The following is a 21,404-nucleotide window of genomic DNA, read 5'->3' as shown; positions in this document are numbered from 1 at the left end:
CGTTCATATTGGTCACGCGTCTCCGCGCCGGGTCCGCCGGTCCCCGTGCGAAACTTGGTGACGGATTCCAAGGAGGACCCCATGGCGGCGAAGGCACATCCAACGGTGCAGGGTACTTTTTCGCTGGCCAGCCGGTTGTTCCTGGCCCAGCTGCTGCTGGTCGTCCTGATCTGTGCCGCCGTCAGTGCAAGCAACTACGCCACGGCACAGACCCAGGCCCGGGAGGCGACGGCGGACCGGGTCCTCGGCATTGCGGTGACCCTCGCCAACGACCCCTTCGTGGAGGACTCCGTCACCGGTCCTGCCCCTTCTGACGCACTGCAGCCCTACACGCGGAAGGTCGATGCCATGGCACACGTCGACTTTGTGACGATCATGGCTCCCGACCGCACGCGGTTCACGCACCCGAATCCCGACGAGCTGGGCCGCCCCTATATCGGCAGCATCGATCAGGCCTTGGCCGGGCACAGCCAGGTCGAGGAATACGAGGGCACCCTCGGCCCCTCCGTCCGGGCGATCGCCCCGGTGCACGACGACGGGGGCGGGGTGATCGCGATGGTCGCCGTCGGGGTGACCCTGCAGAGCCTGTCCCTGGCTCAGGCGGCCTCCTTGCCCACGGTCCTCTGGGTGGCTCTGGCCGCGACGATCCTCGGCAGTCTCGGTTCCTGGCTGCTCAGTCGGTATTTACGCCGGGTGACCCTGGGATATGGTCCCGAGGAACTGCGCAGCCTCTTCGCCTACTACGATTCGGCACTGCATTCGCTGCGCGAAGGCCTGGTGCTCATTGATGACCACCGTCGCCTCGTGCTCTACAACGACCAGGCTGCAGACCTGTTGGCGCTCCCGCCGGCCGGAGCCTTGAAACCTGCTCCGGTGGCGGAGCTGGGACTACCCGAGACGGTCCTGGACCTCTTCGCGTCGGGCCGCAGGGCCACCGATGAGATCCATCTGACCCGCGAAAGGATCCTGGTGATCAGCCAACAGCGCGCGAGCGAACCGGATATCGGCCCTTCGCCCGTCTTTCCGTTCCGCAGGTCCGGTGGGCTGCGCCGGGGAGAGCCGGCGGCCCGTCCAACCCCGCGCCAGCTGGGCACGGTGGCCACCTTGCGTGACCACACGGAGCTGCAGGCGCTGACGGGGGAACTGGAGTCGATGAAGACGCTCTCCGAGGCGCTGCGGGCCCAGACGCACGAACATGCCAACCGGCTCCATACCGTGGCGACCATGATCGAACTTGGTCGCGAACGGGAGGCGCTGGAATTCGCCGTGCAGGACCAATACGAGTCCCAGCGGCTCACCGACGAGTTCGTGCAGTCCATCGACGAGCCGTTCCTGACCGCCCTGATGATCGGCAAGGCGGCCCAGGCCCACGAACGCGGGATCCGTTTGACGATGTCTGCCAGCGGGGACCTTCCTCCGGGGGCGCTGGATGCCCGGGATCTGGTCACCTTGACGGGCAACCTGCTCGATAACGCCTTCGATGCCGCCGCCACCTCACCGCTCCGCACCGTCTGGGCCGACTTCTCGGTGGCGGACCAGATGCTGATCATCTCCGTTGCCGATTCCGGGCCGGGGGTCGACACCGACCAGCTCGAGGAGATCTTCCGTCTCGGTGGCACGTCCAAGGGCCCCGGGGCTCCTGGGGGACGCGGACTCGGGCTGGCCCTTGTCCGGCAGGCCGTGGCCCGGCTCAACGGAACGCTCGAGGTTGAATCCGACGGTGGCGCAATCTTCACCATCACCTTGCCACTGGGCCGCCAGATCCCCGACCACCCATCATCAGGAGGTGTCGACCATGGCCACTGACCGCGAATTGCGCACGCTCATCGTCGATGACGAACCGATGACCGCCCAGGCCCACGCAGACTATGTGCGCCGGATCCCGGGCTACGTGGTCGATGCCGTCGTGCTCACCGGCGGCGGGGCGCTCGCCAGGCTCGACGCGGCGGCCACCGTCGGGGCCCCGATCGATCTGGTCCTGCTGGATATGAATCTAACCGACCTCCACGGCCTCGATGTGGCGCGGCGGATCCGCGGCCGCGGGCATACCGTGGACATCATCGCCATCACCGCCGTCCGGGATCTCCACGTGGTCAAAACGGCACTGTCGGCCGGGGTGACGCAGTACCTGATCAAGCCGTTCAGCTTCGCCGTGTTCCGGGAGAGGCTGGACAACCACCGGAACTTCCGGCTCAACCTTGCCGATGCGGAGGGCACTGCCACGCAGGCCTCGATCGACAGCGCCTTGGCTGCCTTGCGCACGGTGGCCCCCACCCGGTTGCCCAAGGGGTTGCAGGAGGAGACGCTCGCGGCGGTCTCCGGTGCCCGCCAGAGCAAACCGACGGCTTTGTCAGCCACCGAAGTCGCCGACGTCGTGCAGCTGTCCCGCGTGACCGCCCGCCGCTATCTGGAATACCTTGCCGGGGCCGATCAGGCGATCAAGTCACCGCGATATGGCACCCCGGGCCGGCCGGAATATGAATACCGTTGGCGGTAGGCACACCCGATCCTGCCGCCTCACTCCATCCGCAGGAACGGCAGCAGCGCCTCGATGACCGCGGGGTCCTCGATCGTCGAGGGTACCGAGTAGGCCTTGCCGTCGGCGATCTGACGCATCGTCTTGCGCAGGATCTTCCCGGAGCGCGTCTTGGGCAGGGCCTCGACCACCCGGACCCGGCGGAAGTCGGCCACTGGTCCGATCCGCTCACGCACCAGGGCCACCAGCTCGGTGGCGAGTTGTTCCTCGGAGGTGGAGATCCCCGATTTGAGCACCACGAAACCGCAGGCGCTCTGGCCCTTGAGGTCGTCGGCCACCCCGATGACCGCGCATTCGGCCACCGCGGGGTGGGCCCCCAGGACCTGTTCGATCGCCCCGGTGGAGAGCCGGTGCCCGGCGACGTTGATCACGTCATCGGTACGACCCATCACATAGAGATAGCCGTCCTCGTCCAGGTAGCCCGAGTCACCGGTGGTGTAGAAGCCGGGGAACTGGTCGAGGTAGGCCGAGCGGTAGCGCTCGTCTTTGCCCCACAGGGTCCGCAGCGCCCCCGGGGGCAGCGGCAGCTCCAGGACGATGTTCCCCTCCTGCCCGGGCCCGACCGGTTCGCCCAGCGGATCCAGGATCGTCACGTGGTATCCCGGGACCGGCACGGTCGGGGACCCCGGTTTGATCGGGAGTGCCTCGAGGCCCAGCAGGTTGGAGGCGATCGGCCAGCCGGTCTCCGTCTGCCACCAGTTGTCGACGATGGGCACCCCCAGGACCTTTCCGGCCCAGCTGAAGGTGTCCGGGTCCAGCCGTTCACCGGCGACGAAGAGCGCCCGCAACCGCGAGGTGTCGTAGTTCTCCAGCAGTTCCGCCCGAGGGTCCGCCTTGCGGATCGCCCGCAGCGCGGTCGGGGCCGTGAACATGACGTCGACCTCGTGTTCTGCCACGACCCGCCAGAAGGCACCGGCATCGGGGGTGCCGACCGGCTTGCCCTCGTACAGCACCGTCGTCGCCCCGGCGATCAGCGGCCCGTAGACGATGTAGGAGTGGCCCACCACCCAACCGACGTCGGAGGCGGTGAACATGGTCTCGCCGGCTTCGACTCCGTAGATGTTGCGCATCGACCATGCCATGGCCACCGCGTACCCGCCGGTATCGCGGACCACTCCCTTGGGGGACCCGGTCGTTCCGGAGGTGTAGAGGATGTAGAGGGGGTCCCCGGCGGCCATGTCCACCGGGCCCGCGGGCTCGGCCGCTGCGGTGAGGTCCTCCCAATCGAGCCACCCGGCAGGGGTGCCTCCGTATTCGGAACGGTCGTGCTGGAAGCCCTCACGGTGGTGCACGACGACGGTGCCCATTTTATGTGCCGCCGTCTCCATCGCCTCGGCAACCACCGGCAGGTATTCGACACGGCGGGCCGGTTCGACCCCGCCGGTGGCGGTGACGATGGCCTTCGGGCGGCAATCGTTGATCCGGGCCGCCAGTTCCTTCGCGGCGAACCCGCCGAAGACCACCGAGTGCACGGCCCCGATCCGGGCACAGGCCAGCATGGCGATCGCGGCCTGCGGGATCATCGGCAGATACAGGATGACCCGGTCCCCCGCCTCGATCCCCCGGTCCCGCAGGACCCCGGCGAAGCGCGAGACCTCGTCGAGCAGCTCCGCATAGGTGTAACTGCGCCGGGTCCCCAGGACCGCGGAATCGTAGACCAGGGCCGCCTGGTCCCCGCGACCGGCGGCCACATGGCGGTCCAAGGCGTTCACGGTGAGGTTCAGCCTCCCGTCCGGATACCATCCGTACAGCGGTGCCCGGGAGTCGTCCAGCCCGCGTTCGGGGCGGGTGCTCCAGTCAACCAGCGTGGCCGCTTCCAGCCAGAAGGCGGCGGGATCCTCGGTACTGGCGGCATAGGTTTCACGGTAGTCAGACATCAGGCACTCCCTCGTAGATGGGCAGGTAATGGGCCCACTCTATGGCCCGGGTCACAGAGGCTCAACCATTATGTATACATAGATCCCGAATCTACTCACGAAAACTCGATAGGACCCCCAATCCTCTGGGCATCATCTCGAGTTCTTGTATACACTGATGGTATGAAGGCAAGTGATAAGGCCTACGCGGCGCTGCGACGGGACATCGTCTCGTGGGCCCTGCCGCCGGGCTCGGTGCTCGGTGAGGTGGAGCAGGCTGAACGACTCGGCGTTTCCCGCACACCGCTGCGGGAGGCCTTGTCACGGCTGGCAGCGGATGGTCTGGCCGTATCCCAACGAGGTCGCGGGGTCGTGGTCTCCGATGTCTCCCTGGACCATGTCGATGACCTGTTTTCGCTCCGCCGGGCCCTGGAGGTCGAAGCCGCACGCAGCGCAGCCAGGACCGGCAGCCCGGCCGTCTTCAACGAACTGGCCCGACGCTTCGACGCCGCGGCCCGCACGCTCAGTGCCGCCGCCGAGCGCGATGGCTATTATTCCTTGGCTGGCGAGCTGGATGCCGCCATCGAGGACGCCGCATCCAATGCCTATCTGGCCCAGGCCCTCCAGGGCCTGCGCGTGCATCTGGCCCGGTTGCGCCGACTCTCCCATGATGCCCCGGCGCGACTGCGTGCCTCGGCCCGCGAACACGCCCAGATCGCCCGAGCCGTGGCCTCCGGGGATCCCGGACTCGCGTCGGCCGCCACGCTGCTGCACCTGCACAACAGTCTTGAACACATCAAATCCCATGCCCTACCGAAAGAGGCTTCAGCATGATCAACCACCCAGTCCGCGTCTACCGTTCGGAAGAGAACCTGCCCCGCGAGGAGCAGCTGGCCCATAAGATCGCCACCGTCGCCGCCGATCCGGTGGAGGTTTCCGCCGAGGTCACCGACATGGTCATCAACCGGGTGATCGACAACGCCTCGGTCGCCGTGGCCTCGCTGAACCGCGGCCCCATCATCGCCGCCCGCGCCCAGGCCCTCTGCCACGCACCCAGCTCCGGCGGCGCGGGCGCATCGGTCTTCGGGATCACCGAGAAGGTCTCCCCCGAGTGGGCTGCCTGGGCCAACGGGGTCGCCGTGCGTGAACTCGACTACCACGACACCTTCCTGGCCGCCGAGTATTCCCACCCCGGCGACAACATCCCTCCGATCCTCGCCGTCGCCCAGCACACCGGTGCCACCGGTGCCGACGTCGTGCGCGCCATCGCCACCGGCTACGAGATCCAGGTCGACCTGGTGAAGTCCATCTGCCTGCACGAACACAAGATCGACCACGTCGCCCACCTCGGCCCCTCCGCTGCGGCCGGAATCGGCACCCTGTTGGGTCTCGAGGTCGAGACCATCTTCCAGGCCGTCGGCCAGGGACTGCACACCACCACGGCGACCCGCCAGTCGCGCAAGGGCGAGATCTCCACCTGGAAGGCCCACGCCCCGGCCTTCGCCGGCAAGATGGCCGTCGAGGCCGCCGACCGTGCCATGCGCGGCCAGACCTCCCCCGTGCCGATCTACGAAGGCGAGGACGGCGTCATCGCCTGGATGCTCGACGGACCCGACGCCTCCTACACGGTGCCGCTGCCCGCCCCCGGTGAAACCAAGCGCGCGATCATGGATACCTACACCAAGGAGCACTCCGCCGAGTACCAGGCACAGGCGTGGATCGACCTGGCCCGCAAGCTCCATGGCGAACACCCCGAGGCCACCGACCCGGCGAACGTGAAGTCCGTGCTGATCAAGACCAGCCACCACACCCACTTCGTCATCGGTTCCGGCGCCAACGACCCGCAGAAGTACGATCCGACCGCCTCCCGAGAGACGCTGGACCACTCGATCCCGTACATCTTCACCGTGGCCCTGCAGGACGGCTCCTGGCACCACGTCGATTCCTACGCCCCCGAGCGCGCCGGGCGGGCCGACACCGTGGAACTGTGGCATAAGGTCACCACCGAAGAAGATGCCGAATGGACCCGCCGCTACCATTCGAAGGACATCGCCGAGAAGGCCTTCGGCGGATCAGTGGAGATCACGCTGAATGACGGCACGGTCATCACCGATGACATCGCCGTCGCCGACGCCCACCCCCTCGGGGCCCGTCCGTTCGCCCGCGAACAGTACATCAACAAGTTCCGCTCGCTGGCCGAAGGAATGGTCGCCCCGGAGGAGATCGAGCGTTTCATCGCGACCGCCGAGCGGCTGCCCGAGCTGGCCGCAGGGGAAATGGACCAGCTGAACATCGTGGCAGCACCGGGTGTCATCGACGCTGCCGCCGCACCGAAGGGACTGTTCTAGATGTTGTATTCCACCACCACCGCCGAGGCCAAGCGCCGCGCCCTGCGCGAGATGCTGGTCCCCGGGACTGCCCGCCAGTTCCCCGGAGCCTTCAACCCGCTCTCGGCCCGGTTGATCGAGGAAAAGGGGTTCGACGGCGTCTACATCTCCGGTGCCGTGCTCGCCAACGAACTCGGTCTGCCCGATGTCGGGCTGACCACGCTGAGTGAAGTAGCCGGCCGGGCCGGGCAGATCGCCCGGATGACCGATCTTCCGGCGATCGTCGATGCCGACACCGGTTTCGGTGAACCGATGAACGTGGCCCGCACCATCCAGGAACTCGAGCATGCAGGTCTGGCCGGTTGCCATATCGAGGACCAGTTCAACCCGAAGCGCTGCGGCCACCTCGATGGCAAGAACGTCGTGGATCTGGAGACCATGGTCAAGCGGATCGCTGCCGCCGCCGATGCCCGCAGGGATCCTAACTTCCTGATCATGGCCCGGACCGATGTGCGGGCCGTGGATGGGCTGCAGGCCGCCGTGGAGCGGGCCAAGGCCCTGGTCGATGCGGGAGCGGACGCCATCTTCCCCGAGGCGATGAAGGACCTCTCGGAGTTCGAGGCCATCTGCCAAGCCGTGGATGTGCCGGTGCTGGCGAACATGACCGAATTCGGCAAATCGGAATTGTTCACCCGTGACGAACTGGCCGCGACCGGCGTCTCCCTGGTGATCTACCCCGTGACCTTGCTGCGCAGCGCCATGGGTGCCGCCGAGCGCGTCCTGGACACCATCAGCGCCCAGGGGACCCAGCAGGAGCAGGTCCCGCAGATGCTGACCCGCGCCCGGCTGTATGATCTGGTGGACTATGAAGCGTACAACCGCTTCGATACCGGGATCTTCAATTTCCAGGTCCCCGGGCTCGAGATCGACGGCAATGGCGCAAATCTCCCATCGGGTTCAAAGGAGCAGTAAGCATGAGCGAAACCGAGACCGACATCAAAAAGGGCCTGGCCGGGGTCGTCGTCGACTACACCGCCGTCTCCAAGGTCAACCCCGAGACCAATTCCCTGCTCTACCGTGGCTACCCGGTCCAGGACCTGGCCGCCCGGAAGAGCTTCGAGGAAGTGGCGTTGCTTCTGTGGACCGGGGAACTCCCCAGCGCCTCGGAACTGGAGGAGTTCGTCTCCTTCGAGCGGTCCAATCGTGCCTTGCAGGACAACGTCAAGGCCGCAGTGGACCTGTTGCCGTTGGATTGCCACCCGATGGACGTGGCCCGGACCGCAGTTTCGGTGCTCGGGGCCAACCACCCGTTGGCCGAGGACGCATCCCCGGAGGCGGAACTGGAAAAGGCCAAGTCGTTGTTGGCCCGTTTCCCCGCGGTCCTGGCCTACGACCAGCGTCGTCGCCGGAACCAGGACGTGGTCGCCCCGCGTGATGATCTGGACTATTCGCAGAACTTCCTGTGGATGACCAACGGAGAAGAAGCACCCGCGGAGGTCGTGGACGCCTTCCGGGTGTCGATGGTCCTCTACGCGGAGCATTCGTTCAACGCCTCCACCTTCACCGCACGGGTGATCACCTCGACCCTGTCGGATATGCATTCGGCGGTCGTCGGGGCCATCGGTGCCTTGAAGGGCTCCCTGCACGGGGGTGCCAACGAAGCCGTCATGGACACCTTCGAGGAGTTGGGCATCCGCAAGGACGAGACCCGCGAGGACGCGGCCATCCGCGCCAAGAAGTGGATGGAGGAGGCCCTGGCCGCCAAGAAGAAGGTCATGGGCTTCGGACACCGCGTCTACAAGAACGGCGACTCCCGGGTGCCCACCATGAAGAAGGCACTCGATGCCATGGTCGCCTACTACGGCCGCGCCGAGATCCTGGGACTGTATGACGGGCTGGAGTCCGCCATGGCCGAGGCGAAGGACATCAAGCCCAACCTCGACTACCCCGCGGGGCCGACGTACCACCTGATGGGCTTCGACACCCAGATGTTCACCCCGTTGTTCATCGCCTCGCGTATTTCCGGCTGGACCTCGCACATCATGGAACAGCGCGCCAACAACGCGCTGATCCGCCCGCTATCGGCCTACAACGGCCCGGATCAGCGCGAGCTCTAGCGCCGGATCTACTCTCCGGCGACGGCGGTGTCGGCCCCCAACGGGGGTTCGGCACCGCCGTTCTCCGTGTCGGGGCCCCGGTGCTCGGCGGTCGGCCAGACCTGCGCGAAAAAGGGGTTCACGGCGGCGATCCGGTCGAAGTCCCACGGAGGTGCCTGGCATTCCGGGCACCAATGCCCCGCGCGGAGGACCAGGTAGGGGGTTGCCGAAAATTCGTGGCCGAAGGCGCACCGCCAGAAGGCCGGGGTATGCAGCTCACCGGGTTCCAGGGACGACCCCAGATACTCGCCTCCACGGAACGCCGCGGCCGATTGCGCCTGGACGACCCCGAGTTCGGCGTCGGGGAGCTGGTCGTCGAAGCCGTGGCTGAGCGATCGTGGCGGGCCGGGTTCGCCGATCTCCTCCGCCCATCCGGGAATGGATTCCCAGTTTGTGCGCGTCCCGAAGAAGGCCGCGATGCGCTCGTGGTCGTTTCCCTGGATCCAGTGCAGAGGTCCTTCGGGCCTTCTGGCGATCCGTTTCATCAGCAGCTCCCTCAGCAGCCAGCCCGGCACGAGCCGCGCGACCCCTGCCTTCAGGTACCAGGAGGCCTGTGAAGCGACCTGGTCAAGATATTCCTCGAAGCCGTCGCGGCGGAATTCCAGGTGCTTTTCGAGGACGTCCGAGTCAAGGAACCACTGGCAATGGAAGTTCTTCAACGCGAACCACGAACGGCGGAAGAGTTTCCGGCTCGGGGGCAGGCCCAACCTGCTGAACACCCGGTCCAGGTATTCCAGGTACCCCACGCGGCAGTCCTCGCCACCACCGATGTTGTAGACGTGGCGCCAGAAGTCGCCTCCGACCCCCTCCTCGCAGGCGTTGGCCAACAGCCGGCCCGAGTCACGTGCCGTCACGAGCTCGAAGACGGTGTCCAACGGCTGGTGGAACAGGATCGGGTGCAGGAGGCTCAACAATCGCGGGATGCAGATGAAGGTCTGGCGCAGTGAGACCCAGTGGGCCAAGCCGGATTCCACGACGAGCCGTTCCGCCTCGATCTTGCTGACGGCGTAGTGGTCCCCCACCGCCGGGGCGATCGGATCCCCCACACGTCCCCAATGGATCGGCGGCAGCCTGCTGCCCGTCATCGCCACGGAGCCGATCGACACCAGGTGCACGGCATCGGGATCGGGTTGTGCCCGGATCGCCCGGAGGATGTTGATGATCGACCCGACGTTGATCTGATCGGTGGCCACCGGATCACGATCCGCGGCCGGGGAAATGAGGGCGGCCGCATGGAGGACGTAATCGGCTCCGTCGACCCCTTCGAGCACCGCGGCGTAGTCACGCAGGTCGCCCCAGATGATCCGGAGTCCGGGCATGGCCATGTAGCGCCGCAAGGCACGCCGGGCCCGGAGCGAATGCTGGACCAGTATCACGAGGTCGAACTTGTCCCGGCGTCGGACCAGTTCGGCCAGTGCGGCGGAACCCATCGATCCGCTAGCCCCCGTCAGGAAGACCGTCCTCTTCGGCACGGCGCGGCGTGTGCCCCCTGCCTGATGAGCCCCGACCGGCATCGGTGTCCTTCCGTTGAAAACCGTCCTTCCGCCTCGGGGCGGTCCCCCGGTGGCAGCTGGAGTCCGGGCATTGGACCGACACCCCCTTGCAGACATCCTGCCCGAACCGCGGGCGTTCGGCCATCGACGACGATGATTGGTCGTTCGGGACATCGCAGGGCCTCGAAAATGAGGAGTCAGGTCTCCTAGGCTACTTATCCACTAGATTATGAACGCCGCCCCTGGCTGCCGTCCTGCCGGGCCCGCCCGCGAAGGCTTGGTCCCGAGACGCGTTATGCCGGGGTGGGGAAATCGGATTCCGTGGCAGGGGCATCAGGCATTGTGCCCTCCGGCCAGGCAATCGTGGCAAAGTGCGCCACCGATTCGTTGTCATCACCCAACCGGACCAGGGCATCGAAGCGTTCACCACGGAACAGCCGGTCCAGCCACAGCGGGGAATCCTCCCACATCCGGTCCAACGGCAGGTGCCCGACCGGATACCAGCCCGGGAGGAGTTCGTCCGAGGCGGCGGCCATGCCGGAGAATTCCGTGGTCAGGAAGACCTGGCAGTCCATATCCGCCGCGGGGTTGGCCGGGAAACGGAAATAGACCCGGGCGGCAGGTTCCAGCGTGGCCGGATCGGTGAGCACCGAGGTTTCCTCGTGCAGTTCCCGTGCCGCCGCCTGGGCCGGGCTCTCCCCCGGCTCGATCTTCCCTCCGGGGGCCACCACGTGGCCGGCGCCGAAGCCCCGTTGCTTCAGCCCCAGGAGCACTTGGCGTCCGGTGAGCCCATTCAGGATGGGCAGGCACAGGACGACCTGCACGGGTGGGGTTGCCGGTGTGGGTGCCATGATGTCGAAGATCCGTTCCTAGTGGTTTGCCCGGGGGTGCGTGGCGGCGTACACCTCGCGGAGGGTCTGGGCATTGAGCATGGTGTAGACCTGTGTGGTCGTCACCGAGGCATGGCCGAGCAGTTCCTGGACGACCCGCACATCGGCTCCGCCTTCAAGCAGATGGGTGGCGAAGGAATGCCTCAGCGTGTGCGGGGAGACGTCCTTCCCGATGCCTGAGCGTTCGGCGGCGACCTTGAGCACCGACCAGGCAGACTGCCTGCTCAACCGACCGCCCCGGAGGTTCAGGAACAGCCCGGGTGTTCCCTGGCCCTTGGCGGCCATGCCGGGGCGTCCCCGGATCAGATAGGCCTCCAGCGCCGCGGCGGCATAGGATCCCAGCGGGACCACGCGTTCCTTGGAGCCTTTGCCGAACAGACGAACGACCGCAGGACCATCGGCGGGGCGTTCCAGATGCAGGTCATCGACGTCCAGGCCCACGGCCTCGCTGATGCGCGCACCGGTGGAATACAAGAACTCCAGAAGTGCCCGGTCGCGGAGACCTGCTTCGGAGTCGGTGGGAACCGCCTCGAGGATCGAGGTCACCTCGGCAACACTGATGGCCTTGGGCAGGCGCTGCCCGGCGGCCGGGGGGTGCAGATCCGCAGCCGGGTTGTCGGTGGTGGTCCCCTCCAGGGCCCAGAACCGGTGCAGACCCCTCACCGCGACGACACAACGAGCCGCCGAACGGGCGCTGAGAGGGGCCCCTCCATCCGATCCGTCACGCAGGGATTGGGTGAACTCGGTCAAATGATGGCGGGTGATTCCCGCCGCGGACTCGATGTCCCGGCCGGCGAGAAACGTGGCGTAGCGCTGCAGGTCCCGGCGGTAGGCGGCCACGGTATTGGCCGCCATCCCCCGTTCGACGGCGACGTGCTGGAGGTAGGAGGCCAGCTCTCGAGCCAGCGGTCCGGGAATCCCCCCGCCGTCACCGGTGGCTGCCGGTTCCGGTGTCACGGCCATGGACATGTGCTCACCCGATCCCTATCCCCCGGAAGCCCGCAGACGAGGGTGGGCCGTCCATGGTTCGTCGGCAGGGCGCAGGCCGGTGAAGTCCTGGGCCCTGGCGGTGGCCGCGGCCATGACCCCGGCAACCGCCGAAAGGTTGTGGATGTTTCCGGCCAATACCGCTTGGACGGCCTCGGCGAGCGGAACCCATTCCCACTGCATTTCCGCTTCTTCCTCGGTGCGTTCGAAACGCTGGCCGGCAGGAATCAACTGCGGGTCACGGGCCAGGTAGACGCGCAATGCCTCGCTGGAGGAACCCGGTGAATTGAACATATCCACCAGGACCTCCCACCGTCCGGCCGTCAGGTCTGCTTCCTCGGCCAGTTCACGGGCCGCCGCATGCTGGGGCAGCTCCCCCTCCATGTCCAGCAGTCCCGCGGGGATCTCCCATAGCTGCATGCCCACCGGGTGGCGATATTGACGCACCAACAGGACCCGGTCCTGGTCATCCAGAACCAGGATCGCCACGGCTCCCGGGTGGGCGACGTAGTCACGCACCAGCGGTTGGCCACCTTCGGACAGTTCGAAGGTGTCCTGCAGCACGTTCCAGATCCGCCCCGAATACACGGACTCGGAGTGGAGCACGCGGCGCCGACTGATTTCGTCTACCGGTCCCGCGTCCTGTCGCTCGGGGGTCGCCATGGTCTATCGACCGGCTTTCTGGTGGTCCAGCCCCGCCTTGATCAGCCCGGCGAACAGCGGGTGCGGCCTGGTCGGACGCGAGCTCAGTTCCGGGTGCGCCTGGGTGGAGACGTAGTACGGGTGCTTCTCGGCCGGCAGTTCCACGAATTCAACCAGGTCGCCGTCCGGGGAAGTCCCCGAGAAGACCAGTCCGGCTTCCTCCAACTGCTTGCGGTAGTTGTTGTTGACCTCATAGCGGTGGCGGTGGCGTTCGGAGACCTGCGTGGCTCCGTAGGTCGCGGCCACGACCGTGCCTTCGCCCAGGGTCGCGTCGTAGAGCCCCAGACGCATCGTGCCTCCCAAATCGCCCTCGCCGTCGACGATGTGCTGCTGTTCGGCCATCGTGGCGATGACCGGGTGCACCGAATCGGGCTCGAACTCGGTCGAGGACGCCTCGGCCAGGCCGGCGACGTTGCGGGCGTATTCGATGACCATCGACTGCAGGCCCAGGCACAGGCCCAGGGTCGGCATGCCGGTTTCGCGGGCGAATTTCAAGGCCCCGAGTTTGCCGTCAAGCCCACGGATGCCGAAGCCTCCGGGAACACAGATGGCGTCCACCCCGTGCAGGGACTTCTTGGCTCCTGCCTCGGTGGCGCAGTCGTCGGAAGGGACCCAGCGGATCTTGACCCGGGCGCCGTTGGCGAATCCGCCGGCGCGCAGCGCCTCGGTGACGGAAAGGTAGGCGTCGGGTAGCTCGATGTACTTGCCGACCAATGCCACTTCGAGCTCATGGTCCGGGTGATGGACCGCATGCAGCAGGCGGGTCCATTGGGTCCAGTCGACATCCTTGAACTTCAGGCCCAGGGACTGCACGATGTAGGCGTCCAGTCCCTGGTCGTGGATCGTCACGGGGATGTCGTAGATGCTCGGGGCATCGGCGCAGTTGATGACTGCCTCCGGATCGACGTCACAGGTGCGGCCGAGCTTCTCCCGCATCTCAGTCGGGATTTCGCGGTCCGAACGGATCACCAGGGCGTCGGGCTGGATGCCGATCGAGCGCAATGCCGCCACCGAGTGCTGGGTCGGCTTGGTCTTCAGCTCGTGGGATGGGCCGATATAAGGCACCAACGACACGTGAACGAAGAACACATTATTCCGGCCGACGTCCTGGCGGACCTGACGGGCGGATTCGAGGAAGGGCTGCGATTCGATGTCTCCGACGGTGCCACCGATTTCGGTGATGATCACGTCGGGGGCGTCCTCCGCCTCGGACGGCAGCCGCATGCGACGCTTGATCTCGTCGGTGATATGCGGGATGACCTGGACGGTATCACCCAAGTAGTCACCGCGACGTTCCTTTTCGATGACCCGGGAGTAGACCTGTCCCGTGGTCACGTTGGCCGAACCGTCGAGGTTCTCGTCCAGGAAGCGTTCGTAGTGGCCGATGTCGAGATCCGTCTCGGACCCATCATCGGTGACGAAGACTTCGCCGTGTTGGAAGGGGTTCATCGTGCCGGGATCCACGTTCAGATATGGATCCAGTTTCTGCATGGTCACCGTGAGGCCACGTGCCCGCAGCAGGTGACCGAGGCTGGAAGCCGTCAGCCCCTTTCCGAGGGACGACGCCACACCACCGGTGACAAAGATCTGCTTGGTAGTTTCGGACCGGGACTTGGAAATTGTTCGCTGCACCACGGGGTTCGAGCCTATCATCTATTTGCTGGACGGGTTGTCGTCAATCTATCTCCCGGACGCTGGTATCCGCGTCCGGAAAAGCTATGTCACGAAGCTCGATACGGCCTGACGAGCGCTTTCAAGCAATTCCTCCGCATGTGCCTGGGCCGTGTCGGAGTCTTCGGCCCCGGCCAGCATGCGAGCCAATTCACGGACGCGATCGCCTTCCTCGAGCCGGACGACGTCGCTGGCCGTGAAGCCCGCGCCTTCCTGTGCTTGGGCATCGGAGTTCTTGATCACGCGGATATGGCGCTGGGCGTAGGCGGCGACCTGGGGCAGGTGGGTCACCACGATCACCTGGACATGACGGGCCAGCATGGCCAGCCGTTTTCCGATCTCAACGGCCGCCTTGCCGCCCACGCCGGAGTCGACCTCGTCGAAGACGAACGTCGGAACCGGGTCGGTTTCGGCCAGCACGACCTCGATCGCCAACATGACCCGCGATAGTTCGCCGCCCGAGGCCCCTTTGCCCAGGGGGCGGGGAGCGCTGCCGGCATGGGGTTGCAACAGCATCGAGATCTGATCGGCCCCATGCCTGACCGGTTCCTCGGCGTCAGTGACTTCCACGACGAAACGGGCATCGGGCATCGCCAGCGCCATCAGCTCGGAGCTGACGCGTTCGGAGAGCCGCTGTGCGGCGTCACGGCGAAGGGCACTGAGTGCCGCAGCCTGTTCCGTCAGCCGCCCTTGCAAGCCGTCCAGCTGGGCCTGGAGCGACTCAACCCGTCCGGTGTCATCCTGCAGGTCCATATGCCGCCTCCGGGCCGTCTCGGACCAACTGATGACTTCGTCGATGGTGGGAGCGTATTTCCGGATCAGCTGGTTCAGGGCCGAACGGCGTTCCTCGACCTCGGCCAGCCGGCCGGGTCCGTCCCCGTCCAAGGTGCCCAGGTAGCTACCCAGTTCCATGGACACATCGGCGACCAGGATGCCGATCTCGTTGACCCGGTTCCCGAGCGCCTGCAGCTCGGGGTCGTCATCGGCGACGAGCTCGAGGGAACGCCGGGCCACCTCGACCAGGCCGACGGCGTTGGGGTCCTCGCTGAATTCATCTCCACTGAGTGCCGCGTGGGCGGTGACGGCAGCAGAACGGAGTCCTTCCACGTTCCCCAGCTTCTGGGCCTCGGCCTTGAGGTCCTCATCTTCGCCGGGCAGTGGTTCAACGGCATCGATTTCCTCCAAGGCCAGCTGCAGGGATTCCGCTTCGCGGGCCCGCTCACGGGATGCGGAGGTGATCTCCTCCAGCTCCACGGACACGGCCTTCCAGCCATCGAAGGTCTCCTGGTAGGCCGAGCGCGCAGCGGCCAGCTCGGGACCGCCGAATTTGTCGAGGGATTCACGTTGGGCCACCGCACTGCGCAGACGCAGCTGGTCGCTTTGCCCATGAACAGCCACCAGGTGGGAACCCAGTTCCGAGAGCAACCCGACCGGAGCGGCCGTGCCACCGACGGCGGCCTTGCTCCGGCCCTCGGCGCTGAGGATGCGCGCCAGGATCAGCTCGGCATCCCCCGCGTGTTCTTCAACCAGGGCACCGCTGTCTTCGGCCCGCGCCAAAGCCGGGCTATCGGAGGGCAGACGCAATATTGCCTCGGCCACTGCCTGCTTGGCTCCGTGGCGGACGGCACCGGCGTCGGCCCGGTTGCCCAGGAGGAGCCCCAGGGCAGTGACGACCATGGTCTTGCCTGCACCGGTTTCGCCGGTCACGACGGTGAAGCCCGGATCCAGTTCCAGTGTGGCCCTGGTGATGACGCCGAGGTCCGAGATGCGGATCTCCTCGATCATGGGTGCTGCTCCGTATCGGGACGCGGCTGGTAGTGGCGGGGCTCGATGACTTGCAGGGGCGAGGTCACCACCGGTAGCGAGGACGTGGCGGTATCACGGTGTGCATCATCCACGGGGCCACGCCAACCGCTGGTGGGCAGTTCAAATTTGCGGACCAGCCGCTCGCTGAACGGCGTGCGGTTCACGCGGGCCAGTCGCACGGGTTTCGTGGAGCGGGTCACTTCGACGCGGGATCCGGGCGGCAGATCCAGGGTGCGGCGGCCGTCACACCACAGCACTCCGCTGGCATCGGTACGCGTCAACATCTCGATCGCCATGGTCGACGTCGGGGCGACCACCAGTGGTTTGGCGAACAGTGCATGGGCGGAAATCGGCACCAGGATCAAGGCCTCGACACCGGGCCAGACCACCGGTCCCCCGGCGGAGAAGGCATAAGCGGTCGAGCCGGTCGGCGTGGCCATGACCATCCCATCACATCCGAAGGTGCTGATGGGGCGGCCGTCGACCTCCATGACGACCTCGATCATCCGTTCCCGGTTGGCCTTTTCCACGGCGGCCTCGTTCAAGGCCCAGGTATGGGCAATCCTCCGGTTTCCGAGCCAGACCTGCACATCGATGGCCATGCGTTCCTCGACCACGTAGTGCCGGTTCACGACCCAGTCGACGGTATGGCGTAGATCAGCCCGCTCGCTCTCGGCCAGGAATCCGACATGGCCCAGATTGACGCCCAACAGCGGGACCGCCGATTCGCGCACCATTTCCGCCGCACGCAGCACGGTGCCATCGCCGCCGAGGACCATGCCGAGATCGATATCGCTCAGGGAGACGTCTTCGTCGAGGATCTGCACTTCGAGGCTCTTGCCATCGGGGGCGTTGCGCAGGTTTCGGAGTTCGTCACGTCGCATCACGGGGATGAGCCCGGAGTCACGCAACCGAAGACAGGTATCCAACGCCGCTCTCAGGGCGTCTTCCCTCCCGGTATGCGCCAGGACGAGTATTCGTCTCATGCGTTCCTTCCCTTTTGTGAACCTACTTCACGGTAGACGAAGGCGTGCTTCTGCCCGGTTCCTGACACGGAATCGTCCGGCCGGAACGGGTCCCCTTCAAGAGTAGTCAACTTCTGGCAATGCGGGGGTCTCCGCGTCCGGTTGTGGAAGGTCTGCGGTGGCTACGCGGCTCAGCCGCAGGAAGAACTCCACGTTTCCGTCTTGTCCGGGCAAGGGACTGCGGGCCAGGCCGGCCAGGGACAGTCCCGCCTCCCGAGCCGCCTGGACGACCCCTTCGACGGACCGGCGGCGCAATTCCGCGCTGGTCACCACACCGGTGCGCCCGAGGTTGTCCCGTCCCACTTCGAATTGGGGTTTGACCATCAGGACCAGGTCCCCACCCGGGCGGGTCACCCCGGCCAGGGGGCCTACGACCAGACGCAGTGAAATGAAGGACAGATCCGCGACGACGAGGTCGACGGGACCACCGATCATCTCGCGGGTCACCCCGCGGATGTTCATCCCCTCGTGCACATCGACCCGCGGGTCATCGCGGATCTGGCGCACGAGTTGGTCGTGTCCGACGTCGACGGAGACCACCTGCCCGGCGCCGTTGCGCAGGAGGACCTCCGTGAATCCACCGGTCGATGCTCCCGCGTCCAGACACCGACGGCCCCGGACCAGCACGTCGGTGAAGACCCCCAGCGCGCCGGCGAGCTTATGTCCGGCCCGGCTGACGTATTCCTCTCCCTCGGCCTCGCTGACGGCCAGGTCCTGGGCTTCCGCCACGGCCTTCGCCGCCCGGGTGACCTTTTGGCCATCGACACTCACCCGGGAATCGGCAATCAGCTGGGCGGCATGGGTCCGTGAACGGGCCAGGCCACGGGCGACGAGCTCCTGGTCGAGTCTGCTCATGCTTCGGAAGGGTCCTCATCGAGCGTGCGCTGCAGAGCTTCGTGCAGCTTCGAATAGACCGCCTCGTGGTCTTCTGCGGGCAGCCCGTCCACCGCCTTCAGCGATTCGAGTTGTGCATCAACAACGGCATCACCGGTCGTGTCGGTGTCCGGTCCGTCTTCTGGGGTGTCCATGGGGGTCCTCCTGGTCTGCAGGGCGGCGATGACGACGCCGTCCGGCGCCCTTATGAGTTGAAGCTGATTTCCGGCGTCGTCCGCTCCGTTGCATGCGGATTCGCGTACCACCAGGCACAGCACGCTGCCCGCCAGCTAGTGAGGTCCTCCCGCGAACCCTCCACGGTGATCTTCCCATTCTCCACCCCGGCACGGGAGTGCCCGCACACGATCTGTTTCCCGGTGGCCTGCACGATCGGATAGTCTAGGTACAGCTCCGCGAGGGTTCCCAGCAGGAACCTGGGCCGCTGATCTGCCGGGGCCCCCAGCACGGCAGCAGGATCGTCCACCCCGGTGAGGACCACGGCCGTGGCGAACCCGGCACGGTTGCCACCGAGGATGTCGGTATCTAGACGGTCGCCGACCACCAGTGGTTTGGAGGCCTCGAGTTGCTCCGCGGCAACCTGGAAAAGCAGGGGTTCTGGCTTGCCTGCGATGAGCGGTTCCGCCGAAGTCGCCGAGGATACCGCCCGCACCAGGGCTCCGTTGCCCGGGGCAAGCCCGCGGGCCCGTGGAATGGTCATATCGGTATTCGTGGCCACCCACATCGCCCCCGCGTTCAGCGCATGGGCTGCTTCGGCCAGATCGCACCAGTTCACATCCGGGTCGAACCCCTGGATGACTGCTGCCGGGGATTCCTCGGCAGACTCCGCCAGTGTCATGCCGCGGGACACCACACAATCACGCAGGTAGGCGCTACCCACCACGAGGACCTTGCTCTGGGGAGGAATGCGCTCGGCCAGGAGGTCTGCGCCGGCATCGGCCGAACCGAAGACCGTACCTGCCTCGGCGGGAGCCCCGAGTTGGCGGATATGCCGCGCAACCACTTCAGGGGACCGCGAGGCATTATTGGTGATGTAGGCAAGCTCGACGCCCATACCGGCCAAACGTCCCAATGCCTCGGGGGCACCTTCGATGGCGTTGGGCCCGGTATAGACGACTCCGTCCAGATCCGAAAGAACGGCGTCGAAGCAGGAAATCAACATGACGCGCTCGGCTCCTACTGTTCCGGCTCGGGAGCGCTCGAGGCAGTATCCGACTCGGTGGAGTCGGAGCCGACGCTCGAGGATGCCTCGGCGGCCTTGTCGGAGGTGTCTCCTGCCGCTTCCGGGCTCGTGCCTGCGTGGTTGATGAAGTCCCGTGCACGGGGCTTGTCATCCTCGATGGAGTCCTCGTCGTCACCAAGATCCATGATGTCCGGATCCTGGAATTCGCCGACTCCAAGGGCACGTTCAGCCAGGGAAATCTGTCGACGCCAGAGTTCGGCTTCGCCCTGCTTCCCCACCGCTTCGAGTGCCATCGCATAGGCCTCGAACAGGCGGGGGCTGAAGGAGAACGCCCGGTTGATGTCGAGTTGTGGAATCTGCAGTTCACTCACGGCAGCGTCTCTGTTGCCGAGGTCGGACTGGGCCCCGGCAGCCACGATGGCCATTTCCACACGTCCAGGAGTGTCCAATGTCGTCGCTTCTTCACTGTGGGCCGTCTCCAGCGCCTTCTCCGGCTTACCGAGTCCACGCTCGCAGTCGGCCATGACAGGAAGATGGATGTTGGAGCCGCTGATCCTCCGGAAGGTGCGGAATTCGCGAAGAGCTTCGGCGTAGTTGCCTGCGGTGTAGGCAGTGAGGCCAACGGCTTCGCGCACGACAGCAACACGCCCACCGCGCCGGCTGGCGGCCATGGCGTGCTCATAGGCGATTTCCGGTTCGAAATCTATCAGACGCCCGGCCATCACCAGGTGCTTGGCCACCCAATCAAAGTTCTTTTCGTCGAGGTAGCGCAACTCGGCGCGCGTGATGCGGTCCAGTTCCTTCCCCGTGACATCGGAATCGATCTCGGGAGAGCGCGGGCGGTCGGCCCTGTTGGAGACCCGCAGGTCTGCAGGGTTGTGCGCGGGGCGTTCCCCTTCTTCCAGACCGGGGAAATTGCGCCTGGTGTCGTCACCGCGCTTCAGTTCACGAGGTGGAGCTGACTGATGCCTGTTGTGGGAGCCTCCCTCGGAGCGCTGAGGCTTGCCACGGTAACCGCCATCGCGACGGTCGCTGCCACCGCGGAAGCCACCCTCGCTACGGTCACTGCCACCACGTGGGCCACCTTCACGACGATCATTCCCACCGCGGAAGCCACCTTCACGACGATCATTCCCACCGCGGAAGCCACCTTCACGACGATCATTCCCACCGCGGAAGCCACCTTCACGACGATCATTCCCACCACGTGGGCCACCTTCACGACGATCATTCCCACCACGGTAGCCGCCCTCAGAGCGATCGCTACCGCCACGGTAACCACCCTCACGTCGGTCACTGCCACCGCGGAAGCCACCTTCACGACGATCATTCCCACCGCGGAAGCCACCCTCGGAGCGATCGCTACCGCCACGGTAGCCACCCTCACGACGATCACTGCCACCGCGCGGGCCACCTTCACGACGATCATTCCCACCGCGGAAGCCACCCTCACGACGATCATTCCCACCGCGGAAGCCACCCTCGGAGCGATCGCTACCGCCACGGTAGCCACCCTCACGACGATCACTGCCACCGCGCGGGCCACCTTCACGACGATCATTCCCACCGCGGAAACCGCCCTCGCGGCCTGGGCGGTCCTTACCGCCGGCTCCCTTGGACTTATCGTCCCGCGGGCCTCGGAAATTATTGCGTTCGTCAGCCACGGTGGCCGTTCCTCTCTGAGATCCGGCCATGCCGCATCTGGGTTACTGCTCGGGCCCCTCGGAAGTGCCCAAGGGGAAAAGTACTTTAACTCAATCTTAGACGAATCGTCCGTAAGTTTGCCGACGAGGCGGAACTGGCGGCTGCCGGGATACCAACAGGTGCCGTTAACGAGTTGAGGCCCTCAACCAAGGGCTGAGGGCCTCAACTACTAAAATA

General features: G+C 66.0%; 19 protein-coding genes. 6 read left to right on the top strand and 13 right to left on the bottom strand.

Translation table 11 applies throughout. From position 1 onward, the window contains the following. The first annotated feature begins 81 nt into the window (after positions 1-81). Entirely contained in the window at positions 82-1,806 is a 1,725-nt protein-coding gene (locus ACT3S2_RS12215; RefSeq protein ID WP_444555130.1) for a sensor histidine kinase, read from the top strand. Then, positions 1,796-2,497 (top strand): response regulator, encoded by a 702-nt coding sequence (locus ACT3S2_RS12210; RefSeq protein WP_444555131.1) that lies wholly within the window; start codon positions 1,796-1,798, stop codon positions 2,495-2,497. Before ACT3S2_RS12215 ends, ACT3S2_RS12210 begins: the two co-directional genes overlap by 11 nt. A 20-nt stretch (positions 2,498-2,517) precedes the next feature. Here ACT3S2_RS12210 and ACT3S2_RS12205 read toward each other — a convergent pair whose 3' ends face one another. Beyond that, positions 2,518-4,413, bottom strand: a complete 1,896-nt coding sequence (locus ACT3S2_RS12205; protein WP_444555132.1) for a propionyl-CoA synthetase — start codon at positions 4,411-4,413, stop codon at positions 2,518-2,520. A 162-nt stretch (positions 4,414-4,575) separates the two neighbouring features. Here ACT3S2_RS12205 and ACT3S2_RS12200 point away from each other — a divergent pair, with 162 nt between their 5' ends. From ACT3S2_RS12200 to ACT3S2_RS12185, 4 genes are read left to right on the top strand one after another with little or no spacing between them, the layout of a single operon-like run. Continuing rightward, positions 4,576-5,226 carry a GntR family transcriptional regulator gene (locus tag ACT3S2_RS12200; RefSeq protein ID WP_444555133.1) on the top strand — a complete coding sequence of 217 codons (651 nt, stop codon included), beginning with the start codon at positions 4,576-4,578 and terminating at the stop codon, positions 5,224-5,226. Continuing rightward, positions 5,223-6,740 (top strand): MmgE/PrpD family protein, encoded by a 1,518-nt coding sequence (locus ACT3S2_RS12195; protein WP_444561754.1) that lies wholly within the window; start codon positions 5,223-5,225, stop codon positions 6,738-6,740. The genes ACT3S2_RS12200 and ACT3S2_RS12195 overlap by 4 nt, the downstream gene beginning before the upstream one ends. Next, positions 6,741-7,691 (top strand): methylisocitrate lyase, encoded by a 951-nt coding sequence (prpB, locus tag ACT3S2_RS12190; protein WP_444555135.1) that lies wholly within the window; start codon positions 6,741-6,743, stop codon positions 7,689-7,691. Positions 7,692-7,693: 2 nt separating this feature from the next. Further along, positions 7,694-8,836 carry a bifunctional 2-methylcitrate synthase/citrate synthase gene (locus ACT3S2_RS12185; RefSeq protein ID WP_444555136.1) on the top strand — a complete coding sequence of 381 codons (1,143 nt, stop codon included), beginning with the start codon at positions 7,694-7,696 and terminating at the stop codon, positions 8,834-8,836. A gap of 8 nt (positions 8,837-8,844) precedes the next feature. Here ACT3S2_RS12185 and ACT3S2_RS12180 read toward each other — a convergent pair whose 3' ends face one another. From ACT3S2_RS12180 to ACT3S2_RS12125, 12 genes are all read right to left on the bottom strand, one after another. Beyond that, positions 8,845-10,389 (bottom strand): NAD-dependent epimerase/dehydratase family protein, encoded by a 1,545-nt coding sequence (locus ACT3S2_RS12180; RefSeq protein ID WP_444561753.1) that lies wholly within the window; start codon positions 10,387-10,389, stop codon positions 8,845-8,847. Between the two features lie 272 nt (positions 10,390-10,661). After that, a complete protein-coding gene (locus tag ACT3S2_RS12175; RefSeq protein ID WP_444555138.1) occupies positions 10,662-11,219 on the bottom strand; it encodes an NUDIX domain-containing protein in 558 nt (185 codons plus the stop codon). Between the two features lie 18 nt (positions 11,220-11,237). Then, positions 11,238-12,221 (bottom strand): site-specific tyrosine recombinase XerD, encoded by a 984-nt coding sequence (gene xerD / locus ACT3S2_RS12170; RefSeq protein ID WP_444561752.1) that lies wholly within the window; start codon positions 12,219-12,221, stop codon positions 11,238-11,240. Positions 12,222-12,242: 21 nt separating this feature from the next. Then, a complete protein-coding gene (locus tag ACT3S2_RS12165) occupies positions 12,243-12,908 on the bottom strand; it encodes an NUDIX domain-containing protein (protein WP_444555139.1) in 666 nt (221 codons plus the stop codon). Between the two features lie 3 nt (positions 12,909-12,911). Then, positions 12,912-14,600, bottom strand: a complete 1,689-nt coding sequence (locus ACT3S2_RS12160; RefSeq protein ID WP_444555140.1) for a CTP synthase — start codon at positions 14,598-14,600, stop codon at positions 12,912-12,914. 63 nt (positions 14,601-14,663) lie between these two features. After that, positions 14,664-16,403 (bottom strand): DNA repair protein RecN, encoded by a 1,740-nt coding sequence (recN, locus tag ACT3S2_RS12155; RefSeq protein ID WP_444561751.1) that lies wholly within the window; start codon positions 16,401-16,403, stop codon positions 14,664-14,666. After that, positions 16,400-17,410, bottom strand: a complete 1,011-nt coding sequence (locus ACT3S2_RS12150; protein WP_444555142.1) for an NAD kinase — start codon at positions 17,408-17,410, stop codon at positions 16,400-16,402. Before ACT3S2_RS12150 ends, recN begins: the two co-directional genes overlap by 4 nt. 96 nt (positions 17,411-17,506) lie before the next feature. Continuing rightward, the gene (locus tag ACT3S2_RS12145; protein ID WP_444555143.1) at positions 17,507-18,304 is read right to left on the bottom strand and encodes a TlyA family RNA methyltransferase; all 798 of its coding nucleotides are present in this window, start codon (positions 18,302-18,304) and stop codon (positions 17,507-17,509) included. After that, the gene (locus tag ACT3S2_RS12140; protein ID WP_444555144.1) at positions 18,301-18,477 is read right to left on the bottom strand and encodes a hypothetical protein; all 177 of its coding nucleotides are present in this window, start codon (positions 18,475-18,477) and stop codon (positions 18,301-18,303) included. Before ACT3S2_RS12140 ends, ACT3S2_RS12145 begins: the two co-directional genes overlap by 4 nt. Before the next feature lie 50 nt (positions 18,478-18,527). Further along, the gene (locus ACT3S2_RS12135) at positions 18,528-19,502 is read right to left on the bottom strand and encodes an HAD-IIA family hydrolase (protein WP_444561750.1); all 975 of its coding nucleotides are present in this window, start codon (positions 19,500-19,502) and stop codon (positions 18,528-18,530) included. Between the two features lie 14 nt (positions 19,503-19,516). After that, a complete protein-coding gene (locus ACT3S2_RS12130; RefSeq protein ID WP_444555146.1) occupies positions 19,517-20,263 on the bottom strand; it encodes a hypothetical protein in 747 nt (248 codons plus the stop codon). 200 nt (positions 20,264-20,463) lie between these two features. Further along, on the bottom strand, positions 20,464-21,084 hold the full coding sequence (locus ACT3S2_RS12125; protein WP_444561749.1) for a hypothetical protein: 621 nt from the start codon (positions 21,082-21,084) through the stop codon (positions 20,464-20,466). Positions 21,085-21,404 lie beyond the last annotated feature (320 nt).

The organism is Arthrobacter sp. AOP36-A1-22 (genome assembly GCF_052377615.1).
In the GTDB taxonomy this organism is placed as follows: Bacteria; Actinomycetota; Actinomycetes; order Actinomycetales; family Micrococcaceae; genus Arthrobacter_H.
This window is presented reverse-complemented; position numbering and strand designations above follow the sequence as displayed.